The organism is Tardiphaga sp. 862_B3_N4_1 (assembly GCF_051811085.1).
GTDB lineage: Bacteria > Pseudomonadota > Alphaproteobacteria > Rhizobiales > Xanthobacteraceae > Tardiphaga > Tardiphaga robiniae.
In genome coordinates this window covers 1080448-1101648 of record NZ_JBPWQB010000002.1, presented here as the reverse complement: position 1 = coordinate 1101648, position 21201 = coordinate 1080448, and the positions used below count along the sequence as shown (strand labels likewise).

17 protein-coding genes are annotated in these 21201 nt (G+C 61.9%); 10 read left to right on the top strand and 7 right to left on the bottom strand.

Annotation, left to right across the window (positions count from 1 at the left end; translation table 11 throughout):
* Positions 1 to 63: 63 nt before the first annotated feature.
* Positions 64 to 1191, bottom strand: coding sequence for a TIR domain-containing protein (locus AB8B02_RS22455; RefSeq protein ID WP_439065205.1), 1128 nt, complete (start codon positions 1189 to 1191; stop codon positions 64 to 66).
* A gap of 194 nt (positions 1192 to 1385) precedes the next feature.
* Positions 1386 to 1688 carry a 50S ribosomal protein L28 gene (gene rpmB, locus AB8B02_RS22450; protein WP_089267758.1) on the bottom strand — a complete coding sequence of 101 codons (303 nt, stop codon included), beginning with the start codon at positions 1686 to 1688 and terminating at the stop codon, positions 1386 to 1388.
* A 453-nt stretch (positions 1689 to 2141) separates the two neighbouring features.
* On the opposite strand from rpmB, the gene AB8B02_RS22445 reads away from it, so the two are divergent.
* The 5 genes from AB8B02_RS22445 to AB8B02_RS22425 all read left to right on the top strand — a co-directional run bounded on the left by AB8B02_RS22445 (position 2142) and on the right by AB8B02_RS22425 (position 9168).
* Positions 2142 to 3032, top strand: a complete 891-nt coding sequence (locus AB8B02_RS22445) for a DUF3108 domain-containing protein (protein ID WP_439065204.1) — start codon at positions 2142 to 2144, stop codon at positions 3030 to 3032.
* Between the two features lie 515 nt (positions 3033 to 3547).
* On the top strand, positions 3548 to 7036 hold the full coding sequence (locus AB8B02_RS22440; protein ID WP_439065203.1) for a helicase-related protein: 3489 nt from the start codon (positions 3548 to 3550) through the stop codon (positions 7034 to 7036).
* Between the two features lie 48 nt (positions 7037 to 7084).
* Positions 7085 to 7354 (top strand): RNA-binding S4 domain-containing protein, encoded by a 270-nt coding sequence (locus AB8B02_RS22435; protein WP_089267756.1) that lies wholly within the window; start codon positions 7085 to 7087, stop codon positions 7352 to 7354.
* Between the two features lie 151 nt (positions 7355 to 7505).
* Positions 7506 to 7844: a ferredoxin FdxA gene (gene fdxA, locus AB8B02_RS22430; RefSeq protein WP_068730400.1), complete on the top strand. Its 339-nt coding sequence runs from the start codon at positions 7506 to 7508 to the stop codon at positions 7842 to 7844.
* Between the two features lie 259 nt (positions 7845 to 8103).
* Positions 8104 to 9168 carry a CarD family transcriptional regulator gene (locus tag AB8B02_RS22425; RefSeq protein WP_439065202.1) on the top strand — a complete coding sequence of 355 codons (1065 nt, stop codon included), beginning with the start codon at positions 8104 to 8106 and terminating at the stop codon, positions 9166 to 9168.
* A gap of 84 nt (positions 9169 to 9252) precedes the next feature.
* Here the strand turns inward: AB8B02_RS22425 and AB8B02_RS22420 are convergent, their stop codons facing one another.
* Entirely contained in the window at positions 9253 to 10716 is a 1464-nt protein-coding gene (locus tag AB8B02_RS22420) for a M48 family metalloprotease (RefSeq protein WP_414716832.1), read from the bottom strand.
* A gap of 101 nt (positions 10717 to 10817) precedes the next feature.
* Complete coding sequence (locus tag AB8B02_RS22415) at positions 10818 to 11606, bottom strand: thermonuclease family protein (protein WP_439065201.1); 789 nt, start codon at positions 11604 to 11606, stop codon at positions 10818 to 10820.
* Positions 11607 to 11837: 231 nt separating this feature from the next.
* Between AB8B02_RS22415 and AB8B02_RS22410 the strand changes: the two genes are divergently transcribed.
* The 4 genes from AB8B02_RS22410 to AB8B02_RS22395 all read left to right on the top strand — a co-directional run bounded on the left by AB8B02_RS22410 (position 11838) and on the right by AB8B02_RS22395 (position 16848).
* Complete coding sequence (locus AB8B02_RS22410; RefSeq protein WP_374725626.1) at positions 11838 to 13007, top strand: ABC transporter substrate-binding protein; 1170 nt, start codon at positions 11838 to 11840, stop codon at positions 13005 to 13007.
* A gap of 52 nt (positions 13008 to 13059) precedes the next feature.
* On the top strand, positions 13060 to 13848 hold the full coding sequence (locus tag AB8B02_RS22405) for an enoyl-CoA hydratase (protein ID WP_315844130.1): 789 nt from the start codon (positions 13060 to 13062) through the stop codon (positions 13846 to 13848).
* A gap of 2 nt (positions 13849 to 13850) precedes the next feature.
* On the top strand, positions 13851 to 14612 hold the full coding sequence (locus AB8B02_RS22400; RefSeq protein ID WP_439065200.1) for a hypothetical protein: 762 nt from the start codon (positions 13851 to 13853) through the stop codon (positions 14610 to 14612).
* Positions 14613 to 14721: 109 nt separating this feature from the next.
* Complete coding sequence (locus AB8B02_RS22395; protein WP_439065199.1) at positions 14722 to 16848, top strand: acetate--CoA ligase family protein; 2127 nt, start codon at positions 14722 to 14724, stop codon at positions 16846 to 16848.
* 77 nt (positions 16849 to 16925) lie between these two features.
* On the opposite strand, the gene AB8B02_RS22390 is transcribed toward AB8B02_RS22395, so the two are convergent.
* The 3 genes from AB8B02_RS22390 to AB8B02_RS22380 form a co-directional block, all read right to left on the bottom strand.
* Positions 16926 to 17732, bottom strand: a complete 807-nt coding sequence (locus AB8B02_RS22390) for an enoyl-CoA hydratase/isomerase family protein (protein ID WP_439065198.1) — start codon at positions 17730 to 17732, stop codon at positions 16926 to 16928.
* 132 nt (positions 17733 to 17864) lie between these two features.
* Positions 17865 to 19025 carry an acyl-CoA dehydrogenase family protein gene (locus tag AB8B02_RS22385; RefSeq protein ID WP_120287384.1) on the bottom strand — a complete coding sequence of 387 codons (1161 nt, stop codon included), beginning with the start codon at positions 19023 to 19025 and terminating at the stop codon, positions 17865 to 17867.
* Positions 19026 to 19052: 27 nt separating this feature from the next.
* Entirely contained in the window at positions 19053 to 20117 is a 1065-nt protein-coding gene (locus tag AB8B02_RS22380) for an acyl-CoA dehydrogenase family protein (RefSeq protein ID WP_439065197.1), read from the bottom strand.
* Positions 20118 to 20373: 256 nt separating this feature from the next.
* On the opposite strand from AB8B02_RS22380, the gene AB8B02_RS22375 reads away from it, so the two are divergent.
* On the top strand, positions 20374 to 21159 hold the full coding sequence (locus AB8B02_RS22375) for an SDR family NAD(P)-dependent oxidoreductase (RefSeq protein WP_439065196.1): 786 nt from the start codon (positions 20374 to 20376) through the stop codon (positions 21157 to 21159).
* The last annotated feature ends 42 nt before the right edge of the window (positions 21160 to 21201 follow it).

Below are 21201 nucleotides of genomic sequence, written 5' to 3'. Positions count from 1 at the left end.
GCTGTTTCATGAAGGGTCTTCATGTGATCCTGTGGAGACCGTTAGAAATAAGATCAACGTATCCTAAGGTTCGGATAGTCCCTCTCTCTCCATGACTCGGCGAATTTCTTCAAAGGCTGCACCGATATTTCCTTTTGGAAATCGAATTTGGCCGAGGCCTTGAATATTGCTGAATTCTTCGCATCCTTCTTCGAGCAGAATTATAGCTTTAGAGAACCCCAGTCGCCCTTGAAACAAGCCAGCTTCATGAACAACGTTCATTCGGGCTTGGTACGCTCCATCTGCCATCTCGTCTTCGGGGGTCATTACCAGCAAAGCGATCGCGGCATCATTTAACATCTCAGAAAGGCGGGCGATGTTAGTTACTCCGGCCACGGGTACTCTATTAAACTCGTCCCACGGCAAGCCGAGGCGGTCTTGGACAAAGTCCTTTAGCTCGCGCCAAGCACTAGATCTGCCATGCCCAATGAAAACGTTAGTTCCAATGCGCTCGTTGGCCACGTTGTTGCGATTTTTCCGCTCTAAGTGTGAAGCCGCCTTTTTCGCGATAGTTGCGGCCACGGCGCAGATGCCGAATGAGTGGCGTATAGACGCCACCTCTGCAAGGACATCTATGTGCGGAGGTACCTGAATTTTCTGCCCCATGGCAATCATGTCGCGAGTTATGATTTGCCCCTCAGGAGACCAATGCTGAGCAACATCGGTTTTCGACATTACTTCGAGGTTTCCGATGTCGGTCTTTAGCTTCGAAAGGAAAGGGTCAGCCTGTTTATCTGTCTCGGTTTCGAGAATAGACACTATGTCTGAGGCTGACGCGTTGAATGTCTGAAATGCTTTCTTTTCGGCTTCTCGAACTGGGCGTAGGTCAGGATTGCCAGCGGATTCGCGTATGAATTCTACGATTTGATCGAATTGGTATTCTTGCCAATCTCCGATCGATCCGAGACCCGTAAAGCTCAGATCCTTAAGCCCCCATTCTTGACTGAAGTTCGCCCCGGCGGGTGTTGGTACAAGGCCCTCGTAATAAACTCGCGAGTGATATCCGAGCCAAGAGCCCGAGAAGGAACGCTTCAACCGGTTAGCGGCCTCCTCCAATTTTTCCATTGGATGCGACAAATTTTCTGACTCGATAATTGAGCCAACTGCCTCAAGCTTCTTGGCCAACTCGAACAACTCTTCGAACGATTTCATCTCAAGCTCATTCATGATTTGAAATGACAACTTAAACGTGGGTGGTCTCTAGGGCTACAATCACTTTGCTTGATACTGGCAATCGTGTTCGTGAGACCGGCTCGTAGGTCATCCTTCAAACGCAAAAACGGCCGGATCTCGCGATCCGGCCGTTTTCAAATCTCAGTCCGCTCAGTGAGAGCGGCGGGTCAGGCTCAGGCCGCGACTGCTGCGGTTTCGGCCTTCTTCTTTTCGATGGCGCGCTTGAGCAGCACGGCCTTCTGGGACAGCTCGCTCTCGCGGGCCTTGATCAGATAGGCATCGAAGCCACCGCGGTGGTCGACCGACTTCACGGCATTGGCCGACACGCGCAGGCGCACGCCGCGGCCGAGCACGTCGGACAGGAAGGTCACATTGACCAGGTTCGGCAGAAACCGGCGCTTGGTCTTGATGTTCGAGTGGCTCACCTTGTGGCCCACCTGGGGGCCCTTCAGTGTCAGTTCACAGCGCCGAGACATGGCGAAAATCCTCTGTCATCCCCGCAGCTAAAAGGCGAAGAGCCCAAAGCCGGGCAGGGGGTCAAAAATCACGTCCATTTCAGGAGTGGCGGACGTATAGGGGGCTTGGCCGCGATCGTCAAGATATCCGGCCAGCGAAAGTCGCGGCAAAACCGGCAAAAGCCTGCGCTTTCGGGGGCTGTATAGCCCGTCCTACGAGCGGAAACCACATGGAATCTGGCGCGGTTCCCATCATATAAACGACGTATTCGGGCCGGAAACAGGTCGCTCCAGCCCAATTGAGCGATGCGGCCCTGCGCCTTTGGCCGGGGATCGCCGACCAGGTGATATCAGCAAGTGAGCCTTCGCACGCCCCGCTTTGTGACCCGACCGGTGACCACCCCGCGGACCGCCGCGCCCGCAAGAGTACGATTTGCGGGCTTTGGCGCGCGTTTCGCCGTCGCGGCGGGCCTGATGCTCCCGGTTTTGCCGGTGGACGCCTCGGCGCAGGTGCAAGGTCAGATCCAAAGCCAGACGCAAGGCCAAGCTCAAGGCCAGAGCCCGGCCGCCGTGCCGGTTCAGGCCCCCGCGCAGGCGGTGTTGGCGGGCGGCAAGCTCGAAGCCAAATATGAAGCCAGCCTCGCCGGCATTGCGGTGGGCAAGGGCCAGTGGGCCATCGACATCAATGAAGACCAGTATTCCGCGACCGCCAGTGGCGGCACCGCAGGTTTGCTGAAAGCATTTGCCGGCGGCTCGGGCTCCGGCCAGTCCACCGGCCGCGTGGTCGCGGGCGCGCTGGTGCCGTCGAATTATCAGGCCGTCACCACCTCCGCGAAGAAGTCCGAGACGATCAAGATGCTGATCACGCCGGGCTATGTGAAGGAGTTCTCCATCGAGCCGGAGCCGCCGCTCGATCCCGAGAAGATTCCGATCACCGATGCGCATCGCCGTAACGTGATCGATCCGATGACCGGCTCGCTGATGCGCGTCGGCGGCACCGGCGAATTGCTGACGCCGGATTCGTGCCGCACCGCCGCGTCGATCTTCGACGGCCGCATGCGCTACGATCTCAAGCTCGACTACAAGCGCATGGAAAGCGTGAAGGCCGAGAAGGGCTATCGCGGACCTGCCATCGTCTGCGCCGTCTATTTCACGCCGATCGCGGGCTACGTGCCCGACCGCGCCGCCATCAAATATCTTGCCGCCCAGCGCAATATCGAAGTGACCCTGGTGCCGATCGCCGGAACCCGCGTGCTGGTGCCCTATCGCATGGTGGTGCCGACCCCGCTCGGTGTCGCCATGCTGGAAGCCACCGAATTCGTCACCACCCCCGCGCCGGCCAAGGCCGTGGCGAAGACGAACTGAGAGAACGAGGCAAGTTCTAAAGGAGGCGGCTCCACACACCGGCCTCATCCTGAGGAGCCGCGCCCTTGCGCGGCGTCTCGAAGGATGGTGACAGGTCTTGGCCCCGCCAGCTCATGGTTCGAGACGCGCGAAGCCGCGCTCCTCACCATGAGGGACCGAGACGGGACGCTGCCGCAATGATGCCGCAAGACAAAGTGCGCCATCGCAGCATCGTCGCAAACGCGCCGCAGGATTTGCGCAGGATCCCGGCTTGACTCAAAGCCGGTTCGGAGTCCGTGCGCTGTTCATAACTTCGGGGATTTGTCGGCCCTTGTTGCGCTGTCACAAACTTGATCTAGTCAGTCTCGGAGAATGTCAGCGCGAGATGTTGGGGTGATGCGGCCATGGAGGTGCCGAGTCACCGATTCGGGCCGCTTTCGTTCCGGACTCGTTCCAAACCATCAAAAAGCGCGGCTCTGAAGCGTCGTAACCTGTCGCCGTCTTGACAGTCGGCGACGCGGAAATATCTGAAAAACATGGCCTTTTTGTCTTCTCCGCCCACGCTGTCCAACGGCAGGGCCCCCGGCGCCGGCGTCACCGCGGTGCTCGGCCCCACCAATACCGGCAAGACCCATCTCGCCATCGAGCGCATGCTGGCGCATTCGTCGGGCATCATCGGCCTGCCGCTGCGGCTGCTGGCGCGCGAGGTCTATAATAAAATTTTGGACCGCGTCGGCCCCGAAGCCGTGGCGCTGATCACCGGCGAAGAGAAGATCAAGCCCGCCAAGCCGCGCTACTGGGTTTCGACCGTCGAGGCCATGCCCAGGGATCTCGACGTGTCGTTTCTGGCCGTCGACGAGATCCAGATCGCGGCAGATCTGGAGCGCGGCCATGTCTTTACCGACCGCATCCTGCATCGCCGCGGCCGCGACGAGACGCTGCTTTTGGGTGCTGCCACGATGCGCCCGATCATCGAGCGGCTGCTGCCCGGCGCCAGCATCGTCACGCGGCCGCGTCTGTCGCATCTGGAATTCGCCGGCGATCGCAAGATCACGCGGCAGCCGCGCAGGACAGCGATTGTCGCGTTTTCCGCCGACGAAGTTTACGCCATCGCCGAACTCATCAAGCGCCAGCACGGCGGCGCGGCAGTCGTATTGGGCTCGCTGTCGCCGCGCACCCGCAACGCGCAGGTCGCGATGTTCCAGAACGGTGACGTTGACTACTTAGTGGCAACCGACGCGGTCGGAATGGGCCTCAATCTCGACGTCGACCACGTCGCCTTTGCCAGTGATCGCAAATATGACGGCTATCAATTCCGTCGCCTGACGCCGTCGGAATTCGCGCAGATCGCCGGCCGCGCCGGCCGCGCCACGCGCAACGGTACCTTCGGCACCACCGGTCGCTGCGAGCCGTTCGAGCCCGAACTTGTCAATCAGCTGCAGAACCACATCTTCGAGCCGGTGAAGGTGCTGCAGTGGCGCAATTCGAAGCTGGACTTCTCCTCCATCGCCTCGCTGCAGGTGTCGCTGGCAGAGGTGCCGCGCCACGAGGCGCTGACCCGTGCGCCGATCGCCGAAGACCTGCGCGTGCTCGATCATGCCGTCCGTGACGTCGACGTGCGCGAAATGGCGCAGGGCAAGGCCGCCGTCGAGAAACTGTGGGACGCCTGCCAGATTCCAGATTACCGTCGCATCGCGCCCGCTGCACACGCAGAGCTGGTAGTCACTATCTTCAACTTCCTGATGCAGCGTGGGCGCATCCCCGATGCCTGGTTTGGCGCTCAAATCGCGCAAGCGGACCGAACCGATGGCGATATCGACACGTTATCGGGCCGAATCGCGCAAATCCGGACCTGGACATTCGTGGCAAATCGTCCCGATTGGCTCTCAGATCCTGATCATTGGCAGGGAATTTCGCGCGAATTGGAAAATAAACTGTCAGATGCCCTTCATGAGAGGCTCACTGAGCGTTTCGTTGATCGTCGTACCAGTGTATTGATGCGCCGCTTGCGGGAAAACACGATGCTGAATACTGAAATTGGTAAGACGGGCGAAGTGATCGTAGAGGGCCATGTAATTGGCCGTCTCGACGGGTTTACATTTTTGCCCGATGCGGCCGAGGCTGGCTCGGATGCGAAGGCCTTGCAGGCCACGGCGCTGAAGGCGCTGGCCGGCGAGATCGACGCGCGCGCCGAGAAACTCGGCAATGCACCGGACGATCAGTTCGTGCTCGCCTCCGACGGCACAATGCGCTGGACCGGCGATGCGGTGGCCCGTCTGGTCGCAGCCGACGATGTGCTGCATCCCCGTCTCCGCATCATCGCTGATGAGCGCCTCTCCGGCGCGCCGCGCGATGCGGTTCAGGCTCGCCTCGATCTCTGGCTGAAGACGCATATCGAGAAGCTGCTCGGGCCGCTGTTCGATCTGACCAAGGCCGAAGACATCACCGGTATCGCACGCGGCATCGCCTTCCAGCTCACTGAAGCGCTGGGCGTGCTGGAGCGGCAGAAGATCGCGACCGAGATGAAGGATCTCGATCAGCCGTCGCGCGCGACCTTGCGCAAATACGGTGTCCGGTTCGGCGCCTATCATATTTATATTCCCGGCCTGCTGAAGCCTGCGGGGCGTTCGCTCGCGGCGCTGCTCTGGGCGTTGAAGCAGGACAACGTCGATATGTCGGCGCTGTCGAGTGCACAGCATCTCGCAGGGTCGGGCCGTACATCCTTCCCGGTCGACAAGCTGCTCGATCGCGATGCCTATCGCGTGCTCGGCTATCGCCAGTGCGGCGAGCGCGCGGTGCGCGTCGATATTCTCGAACGTCTTGCCGATCTGATCCGTCCAGCTCTCGCGTGGCGCGAAGCGTCACCGGGCGAGAAGCCCGCCGGCGCCTTCGATGGCCGCCACTTCGTGGTGACGCAGGCGATGACCTCGCTCACCGGTTCGGCCGGCGAAGATTTCGCCTCGATCCTGCGTGCCCTGGGCTATCGCATGGAGAAGAAGGCGCCGCTGCCGCCGGCACCGCCGAAGCCGGTTGCTGCGACGACGCCGATCGAGGTCAAGGCTGACGACAACACGGGTGACCAGCCCGACGCCCTGGTGGGACTTGCCGAGTCTGACAAGCCCGGTGAGGACAATGTCATTGCGGTCGAGGCTGCCGCTGAGGCGGCCGAGACGGCTGAGATCGCGGCTACGGATGTCGCACCTGCCGAGGTTGCGACCGAAGTGGCCCCGGCCGAGGAAGCTGCAGCCGTGCCGTCTGCATCGCTGTTGCCTGAAGTCGCACTGGTGCCCAGCGCCGCGCCTGAAGCTGCACCCGTTGAAGAGACGGCTTCCGTCGAAGCGCAGCCAGAGCCCGCTGCGGCCGTTGCCGAAACCGGGACTGCTGCTGAGACCGCACCTGCTGCCGTGGCCGATGCTGCTGCGCCTGCCGAGGGCGACGGCACTGCGGTTCCTGCCGTCGCTGCCGAGCCCGAACTGGTCGAAGTCTGGCGCCCGGGTGGCCGTTCGGAAGAACGCCGTCCGCCGCGCCACGACCGCAACCGCCACCATCGCAATACCAACGCCCCGCAGGGCGCTGCGCAGTCGGCTCCCGCCGAAGGCGCCGTGGCCGATGGCGCGCAGCGCGAGCGGCATGACCGCAACGGTAACGATCGGGGTGGCCAGGGCCGCCGGGATCGCAACAATAACAACGAGTTCCGCCGTCCGCGCAGCGACGCGCCGGCCGCCGCGGCCAGTGCCGAAGGTGCGCCGAACCGCGACAACCGTGGCAATCGCGGGCCCCGCGACAGCAAGCCGGGCGAGGGTGGCCGTCCGCCGCGTGAGCGCGAACGCTTCCAGGGCAAGGGCAAAGGCCCCTTCAAGGGCGGCGACAAGGGCCGCGAGGGCCGTGGCAACGATCGCGGCGGGGCGACCCGTCCGTTCGCAACATCGGCCGCACCGCGCGAACGGGACCGTCCGATCGATCCGAACTCCCCCTTCGCGAAACTCGCCGCGCTCAAGGAACAGCTCAGCGGCCGCAAGGATTGATGCAGGTCATGTAAGGCGGCACCGAGCCGCCATTTGGTGGTGTGCTGATTGGAGCGCCAGCGTCTCGATAAATGGCTGTGGCACGCGCGGGTGGTAAAGGCCCGCACCAGTGCCGCTGCGCTGGTGGAAGGCGGCAAGGTTCGCATCAATGGCGAGCGCGAGAAATCGCCGGGCCATGGTGTGAAGATCGGCGACGTGCTCACGGTGGCGCTGGATCGCACCGTGCGGGTGATGAAGGTCGAGGGCTTCTCGGAACGGCGTGGCGATGCCACTGCGGCGCGTGTGCTCTATACCGATTTGCAACACCTTCCGGAGTAACTATCTAGGCTGGATGCCGCGTCCAACGATGGTTTCGTGGCAGGCTTTTTCCTTGGTCGAAATGCCCTGACCTATGCCGGCTGCATCCCTTGCGGCAGCGGGGTTGGTGCGCTACGCAAACATTGAATATCGATCGTTTCCGGAGTTCTGGATGACTTACGTCGTCACCGACAATTGCATCAAATGTAAATACACCGACTGCGTCGAAGTGTGTCCCGTGGACTGCTTCTACGAGGGTGAAAACATGCTGGTCATCCATCCGGACGAATGCATTGATTGCGGTGTCTGCGAGCCCGAATGCCCGGCGGACGCGATCAAGCCTGATACCGAAGGCAATATCGAGAAGTGGCTGCAGATCAATCTGGAACACGCCAAGACGTGGCCGAACATCACCCAGAAGATCGACGAACTGCCCGAAGCCAAGGAATTCGATGGTCAGGAAGGCAAGTACGAGAAGTATTTCTCGGCGGCGCCTGGCAAGGGCGACTGAGTTCCCCGGTCACAGTGATCAAGCAATTGATCGGGTGACCCCGATACCCCCAGCCACACGAAATTTACCCTAGCCCCGATTATGCCCCGGAAGCGGCCGCCGAGCGGCCGCGACAGGGCATAAATCATTGATTTTTGCGGGAAATGTGCTATAATAGGCACAATTCAAGAAGCTGGACCATGTGGTGCCGCTCGATTTGGCCCTGCCGGGTTCCCGTTTAAACATCAAACAGGGGCGTGGCGGTTTCCACGCGCAGGCTGTGTCACAGAAAACGCGTAAAAAGAGTGTTTCCAAGGCTACTGTTTCGAAGAAGGCTACTGCTTCGAAGGTTTTGGATCCGAAGGCTTCCAAGAAAACAACTGCGGCGAGCCGCGTTGTGAAGGGTCCTGCTGCGAAGAATTCTGTCACCAAAGGCCGTGCCCGGGCTCCTGTCAAGGACACCCGGACCGCCGCGAAGGCTGCGGCTGAAAAGTCCTCCAAAAATAAAAGAAGTGCAATGCCCAACAAGACTGCCAAACCTGCCCCGAAGGCTGCTGCTTCGAAGACCACTGCCGCCAAGCCTGCTGCGCCGAAACCGGCCGCGAAGGCTCCCGCCGCCGCTCCTGCCGTGAAGGCTGCTGCGCCGAAGGAAGTTGCCAAGGTTGCTGCGAAGCCGGTCGTTGCCAAACCGGTTGCCGCCAAGCCGGCGCCCGCTGCGGCTCCACGCGCCGAAGAGCCGAAGAAGCCACTGACCCAGCGTCAGGGCTTCAAGACCAATGAATTCGTGGTCTATCCGGCGCATGGTGTTGGCCAGATCCTCGCCATCGAAGAGCAGGAAATTGCAGGCGCCAGGCTTGAACTCTTCGTGATCAATTTCATGAAGGACAAGATGACCCTGCGCGTTCCGACCGCGAAGGTCGCGAATGTCGGCATGCGCAAGCTGTCCGAGCCGGCGCTGGTCAAGCGCGCGCTGGAGACACTGAAGGGCCGTGCCCGCATCAAGCGCACCATGTGGTCGCGCCGCGCACAGGAATACGAAGCGAAGATCAACTCGGGCGATATCGTTGCCATCGCCGAAGTGGTCCGCGATCTGTTCCGCTCCGACTCGCAGCCCGAGCAGTCCTACAGCGAACGTCAGCTGTATGAAGCAGCTCTCGATCGTCTGTCGCGCGAAATCGCTGTGGTTCAGCACGTCACCGAGACCGAAGCGGTCAAGGAGATCGAAGGCCAGCTCGCCAAGAGCCCGCGCCGTGGCGCCAAGGCCGAGGCAGGCGCCGAAGCCGGTGCTGACGAGGCCGACAGCGATGGTGACGATGATGTCGCCGCCGCGGACGAGGCTGCATAAGCAGCGTCTCGCAAGTTGAATACGAAAAGCCCGGCCGAGAGGCCGGGCTTTTTTGTTGTCTATGAGAAAGTACTTGGGTGGATCTCAATCCACCACGACCTTGACGCGGTCGCGGGCTTTCACGCTGGCATTGTTCTCGAGCCCGTTCAATACGCGGAAGCGCTCCAGTGGACGATCGACGCCGCTCATGCGATGCGACAGTGACTCCACGGTGTCTCCGGGCTGCACGGTGATCACCTTGATGCGCAGCGGACGGGCGGCCTGAATCTCGGCCAGGGTCAGGCGGCGGAACGAGTTAACGGTGTCGCGGGCGTTGCGTTCGCTCTCGGTGCTCTTCTGCTTGGCAGCGAAGATGAAGCGGTAGACGTCGCTGCCGAAGCGCAACGCGTAAACGCGGAATTGCCACTGGTCGCCGCGCGCGATGGCGGACGCCGCTGGGAAGCCGTTGATGGTCAGCTCTTCCGTGGTGGCTTTATCGACATTCTCCATCCATCCGGAATTGAGATAGTCGCTTAGCGTCTGTTCGGACGGTACGCGGACCACGTCGAAGCGCATGGCCTGATTGCCGCCTTCGCGCACGCCGATCACCGCCTGCGCCGTATTGTCGAGAGTGAAGGCCTCCGGCGCCTGGAAGGTGAAGCCGAGCTTGGGATGCAGGAAGCGGCGGCCGCGCACGAAACCCTCACTCGGGTCCTCGCCATAGACGATGCCGTCGATGGCCGAGAGATAGGTCTCGCGATCGCGCTCGCCGCCGTCGGGCGAGGAATATTGCCGCGCATTGGCTTGCGCATTCTGCACGCGCTCGGGCGTCGCCGGATGGGACGACAGGAAGTCCTGCGCGCGGGGATCGAGCGGCGTGCGGCTGGCCTTCAGCGCCGCGTTACGCTCCATCGCAGCGAGAAAGCGCGACGCGCCATAGGGATCGAACTTTGCGCGGGCCGAGATGCCTACGCCTATGCCGTCGGCTTCGAATTCCTGCGCGCGCGAGAAGCTCGCCATCGTCAGTTTGGATTTGGCGAGCGCGAGCGCAGTGAGATCGGGATCGCTGCCCATATCCGTCACGACACGCGTGACGATCGAGGCCTGCCGTGCCTGCTCTTCGCGGATCGAGGCGTGCTTGGCGAGTACATGCGCCATCTCGTGCGACAGTACCGACGAAATCTCGGACGTATCGCTGGCGAGCGCGATCAGGCCGCGAGTGACATAGAGCTGTCCAGTCGGCAGGGCGAAGGCGTTGACGGCGCCGGAATTGAGGATCGTGACCTTGTAGGCGAGGTCCGGTCGCTCAGAGGCAGCGACCAGCCGATCGACGGTCTTGGTGATCAGTGATTCCAGCCGCGGGTCGTCATAGGCGCCGCCATAGGATGCGAGGATGCGCTCGTGTTCTTTCTCGGCGGCCGGGGTCTGCACCACGGCAGGCTTCGGCGGCTTGGCCGGCACCGTCGGCTTGACCGACGAGGCGGCCTCGAACCGGCTGGCATCGCCGCAGGCCGATAGAGCGAGCGCGGCACACAGCAGGGCAGGCGCAGCCCAAAGGCGGCGGCTCAAGCTGGTTTGCCGTCCCACACCCGTCACGTCGTCCACTCTCTGCCCAAACAGCCCATTCGCCCAAATCATCTTCGCTCAAGCGATCTTGCTGCCCAAGTGGCCTACTTGTCCCCGACCACTTCGATCTGCCACACCCCGAGCGCCTCGATCCGCGGCCCGCCGCGCCTCTCTATCCATCCCCGAACGCGAATATGTCGTCTTTCCAGGGACTTAAGCATAATTCCTGCCGTCTCGAAGGCGGCCATCATGCGCCTTGAAACGGTCACGGCAAAGTCCTCAGTCCAGCGACGCCCGAAATTGACGTAGGTCACCGTCCCGGCCTGGCGAACCGACAGAACCCGCCCCTCGACCACCCCGAAACGCCCCACATCGGCCAAGATATCGCCGGGACTTTCCGCGTTTTTTATGACGTTGGTTTGAGCCCAGATTCCGCGCTTCAGCCGGCGGGCCAAGCCTTCTGCAGCGGCGAGTTCCGCCGCACAGGCCTTGTCGGAAATCGCGCCAGAGGCGAGGGCTGCGCCTTGTGCTAGAAGCTGCGCCTGGAGCGACGGCGCAGCGGGATCGACGAAGACAAAAGCCGGTTGCCGGCCGTAGCGATCCGGCATGTCGCTTTCGCCGTACAAGGTGACATCACGGCCGGAGGCCAGTGCGAAGTGATCATTCGTCGGCCCTGATGAGTTTGCGATCGGCTCGATCCCCGCCAGACGGATCACGTTGCCGTCGCTCAAACGCAATGTTCTGACATCGATCACGTCGGCGACACGACCTTCGCCCTGGGCGGCGAACATGCAGGCCGCCGACGCAGATTGCGCAGATGTTGAAATGGCGATCACTGCCAGCAACAGCGTTGCGGCATGCGACACGTCACACTTTGCTGATGCGGCACGCATCACGCCACCTTGCGAGCTCCGGTCAACCTCTCGTCTAGCATAGCCCGCAATCCATTCCGCTTTGCGGAAAACCTCGATGTCTTTGCAGCTATTCTTGGCAGCGCCGCCGCTTGCCGCTGTTGTTCCATTGCGGCATGATCGCGATAACAACAACACCGCGCACGAACAACAACGGCGCGTCTGAGGGAGGGACTTTTGAAGAAGATCATTTCAGGTCTGCTGGCGTCAGCAATGGTATTCGCGGCCACAAGTGCCATGGCGCAGACCAAGCCGCTTAAGCTCGGCGCAATTCTCGATATGTCGGGCCTGTATGCCGATATCACCGGCGTCGGCAGCGAGACCGCAGCCAAGATGGCTGCGGAAGATTTCGGCGGTGAAGTGCTGGGCCGCAAGATCGAGATCATTGCTGCCGACCATCTCAACAAGGCCGATCTGTCCGCCAACATCGCACGCGACATGCTCGACAATCAGGGCGTCGAGGCGATCATCGACGTTGCGGCATCGGCGACCGCGCTGGCAGCGAGTGAAATCGCGCGGGCGCGCAACAAGATCATCATCTTCAACGGCCCGGGCTCGATCCGTCTCAGCAACGAGGCTTGCGGCCCCTATACGGTGCATTACGTGTTCGACACTTACGCGCAGGCCAATGTGACCGGTCTCGCCACGGTGAAAAACGGTCTCGACACCTGGTTCTTCCTGTCGGCCGACTACGCATTCGGCGCGGACCTTGAGAAAGACACCACGGCTGTCGTCACCAAGGCCGGCGGCAAGGTGCTGGGCTCGGTCAAGCATCCGCTGAATACGTCCGACTTCTCGTCCTTCCTGCTGCAGGCGCAGAGCTCCAAAGCCAAGGTCGTCGGCCTCGCCAATGCTGGCGGTGATACGATCACCGCGATCAAGCAGGCGGCCGAGTTCGGCTTGACGCGCAGCGGCGGACAGAAACTGTCGCCGCTGTTGGCCTTCATCTCCGATATCGACAGTGTCGGTCTTGATACTGCGCAGGGCCTGATCCTGGCAGAAGCGTTCTATTGGGATCTCAATGACGAGACGCGAGCTTTCACCAAGCGTTTCCAGGAGCGCACCAAGCGCGTACCGACATCGGCCCAGGCCGGCGTCTATTCATCGGTGCTGCATTATCTGAAAGCGGTGAAGGCTGCCGGCACTACGGACTCGGCTCCGGTCATGAAACTCATGAAGGAGACGCCGATCAACGACATGTTTGCCAAGAATGGCCGGATTCGCGAGGATGGCCGCATGGTGCATGACATGTACCTGTTCGAGGTGAAGAAGCCGTCGGAATCCAAGGGCCGCTGGGACGACTACAAGCTGCTCGCGACCGTTCCCGCAGAGCAGGCATTCCAGCCGCTGGAAGCCTCGCGCTGTCCGCTGGTGAAAAAGTAATCGTCGGGGCCTGAAGCTTGCCGGACGATCAAGAACAACAAGGAGCGCAATCATGAGCGACATCGTCCTGCAGGACCTCGACAACGGTCTTCTGACCATCACCATGAATCGTCCGGATCGGCGCAATGCGCTCAATCCGGAGATGACACAGGGGCTGGTCGCGGCAGCACGCCGTGCGCAGGAAGATCACGACGTCCGCGCCGTGCTCATCAAGGGCGCCGGCGGCACGTTCTGTGTCGGTGGCGACGTCAAGTCGATGGCGGCCGGCCGCGCGCCGCTGCCGTTCGAGGCCAAGCGCGCCAATCTGCGCCGCGGCATGGAAGTGTCGCGCATTCTGCACCAGATGGCGAAGCCGGTGGTGGCGCAGCTTGACGGCGCTGCCGCGGGCGCTGGCCTCTCCATCGCGCTGTCCTGCGATCTGCGCGTCGCCGCAAGCTCGGTGAAGATCACCACGGCCTTCGCCAAGGTCGGCTTCTCCGGCGATTATGGCGGCACCTATTTTCTGACCAAGATGCTCGGCAGCGCCAAGGCACGTGAGCTCTATCTGATGTCGCCGGTGCTCTCCGCACAGGAAGCGCTGGCGCTCGGCATGGTGACCAAGGTTGTCGACGACGCCGAGGTGGAGAAGGCGGCGCGCGACCTGGCAATGTCACTCGCCCAGGGCCCGAGCATCACCTACGGCTATATCAAGACCAACATCAACAATGCCGAGACGATGACGCTCGAAGCCTGTTTCGACGGCGAGGCGATCCATCACACCCGCTGCAGCGATACCGACGATCACAAGGAGGCCGCCAAGGCCTTCGTCGAGAAGCGCAAGCCGGTCTTCAAGGGGCAATGACCATGAGCCAGATGCGGTTGCGGCAAGTTTGTCTGGTCGCTCCGCATCTGGAGCCAGTGGTGAGCGATATCGCGGCCATTCTTGGCCTCAATGTCTGCTACCGCGATCCTCATGTAGGCAAATACGGGCTTGAAAATGCACTGATGCCCGTTGAGGCGACGTTGCTCGAAGTGGTCGCGCCGACGCAGCCGGGCACGGCGGCTGGGCGGTTCATGGAGAAATCCGGCGGGCGCGGCGGCTATATGGTGATCCTGTCCTGCGAGGATCCCGACGAGCGTGGGCGCTTCGCCGCCAACATCGGCGTGCGCACCGCCAATGTGATCGATCATCCGCCCTATCACGGCGTGCAATTGCATCCACGCGATTGCCGAGCCGCCTTCATCGAGTTCAATCACACCAAAGACAGCGACGACGATTTCGGGCCGTATCCGCCGGCCGGTCCGGACTGGCAGGAGGCGATCCGCCATGACATCACGCGCGCGCTGACCGAGGTCGAGCTGCAGAGTCCGGACCATTACGATCTGGCGCAGCACTGGAGCAATATCATCGGTGTGCCGCTGACCTCGGCCCGCAACGACGATCCGCAGATTGCGTTCACGAACGGCTGTTTGCGCTTCGCGAAGGGCAAGAGCGAAGCGATGACCGGGATCACTTTTCGCGTCAACGACGTCGCACAGGTGCTCGGCAGCGCACGGGCACGCGGATGTCCCTGCGCCGGGGATGCATTTCTGCTGGCCGGGGTCACGTTTCGCGTCGTTGCGTGATCGCGGCAATCGCCGCACGATCAGTTCCTGTTTGACGCGTTTCCTTCATGCGAACCGGTATCCACTTCGCTCGGAAACGCTACGGCAACAACAATAAACGGGAAACGCCATGACTGTGACACGTCCGCATCCGCTGGACTTTTTCTTCAATCCATCCAGCATCGCCATCATTGGCGCTTCCCGCGATGTTACGAAGATCCCGGGCCTGCTTCTCTCCTTTCTGCGCAAAAACCAGTTCTCCGGCGCGATCTATCCGGTCAATCCGAACTATCCGGATATCGATGGGCTCGCGTGCTATCCGACCATCGAAGCCATTGGGCAGCCGATCGACCTCGCCGTCGTGATCATTCCCGCGCGCGTCGTGCTCGGCGCGCTTGAGGACTGCGCGAAACTCGGCGTCAGGCATGCGATCATCATTTCCTCCGGCTTTGCCGAAGAAGGCGGCGATTCCATCGCCATGCAGGATGCTATTGCGACGCTGGCGAAACGCACCGGAATGCGCATATCCGGGCCGAATGCCGAAGGATATTACAACCAGATTGCCGGTATTGCCGCGACCTTCAGCCCGACCGTTGATGTAAAGTCGGATCAGCTGCAGCTGGTCGCTACCACGAAGCGGATCGGTATCGTCGCGCAATCCGGCGGCATCGGCTTTGCGATCTATAACCGCGCCAAAGCGCTCGGCATTGCTCTCAGCACCGTGATCTCGACCGGCAACGAGTCCGATCTCGGTGCAGGCGAATTCTTCGATTACATGGTGCAGGATCCGGCGACTGATGTGATCCTGCTGTTCATTGAGGGCATTCGTGACGTCGACAAATTTCTCGCCGCGGCCCGCAAGGCGGCGGAGCTCGGCAAACCCGTCATCGTTGTAAAGGTCGGCCGCTCCGGTGCTGGCGAGCGCGCAGCAGCCTCGCATACCGCCAGTATGGCGGGCTGGACGGCGGCCTATGATGCGGTGTTCGCGCGCTATGGCTTCATCGTCTCCAACGATCTCGACGAAGCAGTGGCGATCGCGGCCGTGCTGACCACATCGCCGCTGCCGAAGGGCGACCGCGTCGCTGTCGTCACCGTCTCGGGCGGCGCAGGTATCTGGGGCGCTGATGCCGTGTCGGCGCAGGGGCTGCAGGTGCCCGAATTGTCGGACGGCGTTCAGGCGACGATTCGCGGGCTGATCCCGTCCTACGGATCGCCGTGCAATCCGATCGATATCACGGCCCAGGCAGTGCACAGCGGCGGGCTGCAAAAGACCATTGAATTGCTCGACAGGTCTGACGAGGTCGATGCAATCCTGGTGGTCATCTCGCTGTCGAGCGAGACGCGGATGCCGTTCAAGACGCCGGAGCTGAAGCCCGTCATTGCCGCGCAGAACAAACCGATTGTGTTCTGGTCTTATACGCTGCCGTCGAACTTTGCGCGCATGGGTCTCGCCGAGTCCGGCGTCGTCGTTTTGTCCGGCCTCACCCATGTCAGTGTAGCGTTGCGGCGACTTGTTGATCACGCAAGATTCAAACTTGTAGAGCCGGTTGCTACAGCGGCACCTGCGCAGAATGATCTGGCTGAGCATCTGACCGCGCCGACGCTCTCCGAGTATGACAGCAAGACGCTGCTGCAGATTGCCGGTGTCGCGCTGCCAAGCGAGGTTCTTGTCACCGACAGATCATTGCTGGATGCAGCGATTGCCAAGATCGGCTTCCCGCTGGTGATGAAAATCCAGTCGCGCGACATTCCGCACAAGAGTGAGGTTGGCGGCGTCAGGGTCAACATCGCCACGAAGAATGAAGCCGCAGCTGCCTATGATGCGCTAACCGCCAGCGCCCGGCAGCACCGACCGCAGGCCGCGCTGCAGGGCGTGCTCGTTTCGCCGATGGCTAGCAAGGGTGTCGAGATCATCGTGGGCACACTACTGGACGAGACCTTTGGGCCAATGGTGATGGTCGGTCTTGGTGGAGTGACGGCGGAATTGTTCAAGGACGTGGTCTATCGCCCGGCGCCCGTGAGTGCCGCTGAGGCTGCTTCCATGCTAGGCGCACTCAAGGCCGCGCCGTTGCTGAACGGCTTTCGCGGCGCGCTGAAGGCCGACGTGTCGGCGGCGGCGGAGCTGATTGCGCAGCTCTCGCAGCTCGCAGCTCAGTTCAAGGGCGAGATTGCCGGGATCGAACTCAATCCGGTACTGGTGCATCCGGCGGGCGAGGGCACCACCATCGTCGATGCGTTGGTAGTGCGGAAAGACTAGAGTGCCCATGACATAAAAATGGCCGGACGAACCCGGCCATTTCCAAGTGAGGTTTGAAAAACAACCCCGACGGGGACTTAGCGCCCCTTGAAGTTCGGCACCCGGCGTTCGGCAGTCGCCGCAACGCCTTCCTTGAAATCTTCTGTCTTACGCAGGCGCGTCTGTTCGGCGAGTTCGTGCTCCGTCGCCTTGGCGACGCGGTCGGCGAGGCCGTTGCGCATGGTGGCGCGGGTCGAGAGCAGGCCGAGCGGCGAGCATTCGGCGATCTCCTCGGCGAGCTTGATGGCGGCGTTGCGGACCTCGGCCTGCGGCACCAGCACATTGGCGAGGCCCATCTTCAGGGCTTCCTCTCCGCCCACACGGCGGCTGGTGTAGAACATCAACTCCGCATTGTTCTTGCCGACCACTTCGGTGAGCGCGACCGTCAGGCCGAAGCCGGGATGGAAGCCGAGCTTGGTGAAGTTGGCGGCGAAGCGGGTTTCCGGGCAGGCGACGCGGAAATCGGCCGACACCGCGAGGCCGAGGCCACCGCCAATGGCCGCGCCCTGTACGGCTGCGACGATCGGCTTCTTGGCGCGGAAGATGCGTACGGCTTCCATATAAAGATGCCCGATGGAGCCAAGATTGTCGGCGGGGTCGCCGCTCTTGGCGGCTGCCTCGGTCTCCTTGCGGTTCGGGTCGCTGAAATCGGCGCCGGCGCAGAATGCCTTGCCCTGCGCGCATAGAACCGTGGCGCGGATCTCGGGATTGGCGTCGATCTCGTCGAGCGCATTGGCGATCTGCTGGATCAACATGATGTCGAAGAAATTCAGCGGCGGCTTGCGGATCTCGATAATCGCAATGTGGCCACGGGTCTCGACGGCGATGTCTTTGTAGGTGGTCATTTGTTTCCTCGTCATTCCGGGGCGCGCCCGGCGCTTGCCGGGTGTGAACCCGGAATCTGGATGTGTTCAAATCACTTCTAGGTTCCGGGTTCGCGCGCGCAAAGATGCGCGTGCGCCCCGGAACGACGAGCCTCAGCGCAGACCAAGTCCGCGCGCGATGATGCCGCGCAGGACTTCGGTGGTGCCGCCCTGAATGGTGAGTTTCGGTGCCGTCTTGATGGCGAAGCCGAGCATTTCGTCCAGCGTGGCGTGGTTCGAGGCGTTGTCGTCGACGAAGGCTGCGAGTTCGCGTACGCGATGGGGCAACTGCTGCTCCCAGATTGTGCCGATATCCTTGACGATGGACGCTTCCACCACCGGCTCCTTGCCGGCCTGCAGCATGCCGGCCACCGACACCGACATGCGGCGCATTGTGTGCAGCTGTGCGACGAGGCGGCCGATGCCTTCGGCGCTGCGAGTGTCCGGCTTCGGTCCGACAGCACGGACCAGTTCGGTCAGCACGTAATAGGTTTCAAGGAAACGTTCGGGGCCGGATCGCTCATAGGCGAGCTCGCTGGTGGCCTGCTTCCAGGCGCTGTCGATCTCGCCGAGCATGTGGTCGTCGGGCACGAAGTGATCGGTGAACACGACTTCGTTGAATTCATACTGGCCCGTGATCTGCGCGATCGGGTTCACCGTGATACCCGGCTTCTTCATATTGACCAGAAACTGCGTCAACCCGTGGCGGCGGTTTTCCTTGGTCGGGGCCGATGTGCGGAAGATCGCGATCATGTAGTCGGCCATATGCGCCGAGGTCGTCCAGATCTTGCTGCCATTGATCAGCCAGCCGCCGTCGGTCTTGGTGGCCTTGGTCTTGGCGGCGAACAGGTCGGAGCCGGAATTCGGTTCGCTCATGCCGATGGAGAAACAGACCTCGCCGCGGCAGATGCGCGGCAGGATGTCCATCTTGATATGTTCGGGCGCATATTTCAGCAGCACCGGGCCGCTCTGGCGGTCGGCGACGAAAAAGCGGCGCACCGGCGCGTTGGCCACGCGCATCTCCTCGGTAACGACGTAGCGTTCGAGGAACGAGCGCTCGTGGCCGCCGTATTTCTTGGGCCAGGTCATGCCGAGCCAGCCGCGCTCACCTACACGTTTGCTGAATTCGGGATTGTCCGAGTCCTCGCGCTGGGGCTTGTGCGGATCGAAAGTGCCGGCGGCGATTTCCTCGGCGAGGAACGCGCGGACTTCCTTGCGCAACTGCTCGCATTCGGGCGGAAGGCGGATCGGATCGAAACGAAGGGCTGCGGTCATGTGAAAGATCTCGTTACTTGTATTCGATCAGCGCGAAGCGACCAGAGGCCACAGCTCGTCGGCACCGCGCGCAGCGACCAGTTTGCCGAGCTCGACCGCCCAGTAGCTCTCGCTGCCGAAATCATCGCGCCATGCCAATGCGCGCAGCGTGTAGCGATGCAGGATGTGCTCCTGCGTGAAGCCGATGGCCCCAAGAACCTGATGCGCGATGGCGGCGCCCTTTTCGGCGGCCTCGGAGCAACGGATCTTTGCAGCGGCGGCCTCGAGGAAGAGCGCGTCGTCAAGCGGTGCCCCGCTGGAGAAGGCGTCAGCCGCGGAACTGGCAGCGGCGAGGGCTGCCGAGGTCTCGCCTGCGAGCTTCGCCAGATTGTGCTGCACCGCCTGGAATTTCGAGATCTTCTTCTCGAACGCCACGCGCTCGCCGGAATAGTTCACGCCGATGCTGAGCATGGTTTCCAGTGCACCGGCAATCTGCTGGCTGCGCACGAGTGCGCCCATCAGCAACAGCGCGTTCTGATCGAAGCCCGATGGTGCAGATTGAAGGGTCACCGGCTTCACAGCGTCGAAATGCACTGTGTCGGATGGGTCATCGGCCAGACCGAGCCCGGCTTCGATGCGGCAGGTGCTGGCGTCCACCAGCGCAATAGAGGCACCGCCGATTCCGGAGGCGACGACGGCGATGTATTTCGCATCCGTCGCGAACGGCACGCCACGTGCGCGGCCGGTGATTGTACCATCCGCGTTGAGCGTGAGGCGATCGCGCGGGCTTGCCGGCGCGACGGTCATCATGCCTTCGGGCGATTTGATCTGGGCTTGCGCGAGCAGCCAGCCCGCCAGCATGGTCTCGGCGAGCGGCACCGCAACGCCGGCGCGACCGGCGACGCTGAGGACGCTGAAACCTTCGGCCATGCTGGTGCCGGAGCCGTCGCACTCTTCAGGCACCCATGAGAGCGGCAGGCCAGCATCTGTCAGTGCCTGCCAGAGCGGCGCTTTCCAGCTGCCGTTCTTGTCGTGATTGATGGTCTGTGCGTCAGCGAGATCGGCGAAAATACGTTCCGCGGTTTCCGCAACGATATTGTCTGCGTCCGTCAAGGCGTTCCCCGTGTGCTAGCGCATCTCATTCGGCAGGGAATGCCGGGCATGGGCGCTGCCACTTTTCTTGCATTCATGATGCGGAAAAGGTGGAAGGAAGACAAGCGGGCTGGCCGCAGAGGGGCCTGCGGTGGCGGCATGATGTGTTGGTGCGACGCAATTTAATTCCGCAAAGCGAACTTGTGTCGCGTTGTATACCAGCGCGACCGCATTATGATAGATCGCATCAGCGTCAGAACAAGCAGAGGAAATGCAGATGGCAAGTGACGGTTTGTGCGTCGTGATTACAGGGTCGGCATCGGGGCTTGGTGCTGCGACCGCCGCCATTCTCGCCAAGGACGGCGCCCGTATTGTCATCAACTATTCGTCGAGTCAGAAGGAAGCCGAAGCCACTGCCGAGCTGTGCCACGATGCGGGTGCAACCGAAGTCATCGTGGTTCAAGGCGACGTATCGAAGGACGAGGATTGCAAGAACATCGTCGCGGCCGCCCAGCACTGGGGGCGGCTCGATGCGCTGATCAACAATGCCGGCATGACCAAGCATGTGCCGCATCACGATCTCGATGGCCTTTCCGCGGAAGATTTCCAGCGCATCTACGCGGTCAACACGATCGGGCCCTATCAGATGGTGCGTGCGGCGCGTGCCTTGCTCGAAGCCGGCGCCAAGGCGTCGGGTCGTGCTTCGGCCGTCGTCAATGTCTCGTCGATGGCCGGTATCACGGGCGGCGGTTCGTCAGTCGCCTATGCCGCCAGCAAGGGCGCGCTGAATTCGATGACGCTGTCGCTCGGCCGTGCATTGGCTCCGCTGATCCGCGTCAATACGGTCTGCCCCGGCTATATCGATACGCCATGGTTCACCAAGGGACGCGGTGCGGACGGCGCTGCCAAAGTTCGCGATGCCGTAATCGCGCGAGTTCCGCTGAAGGTGGCCTCGACCGCGGAGGACGTCGCCGCCCTGATCTGCTTCCTCGCCACGTCGCCATCGAGCAATATGACGGGCGAATTGGTGCGGATGGATGCCGGCATGCATCTGCTGGCCTGATCGGAAACCTGCGTCAAACAGCAAAAAGCCTCGGGTGATGCC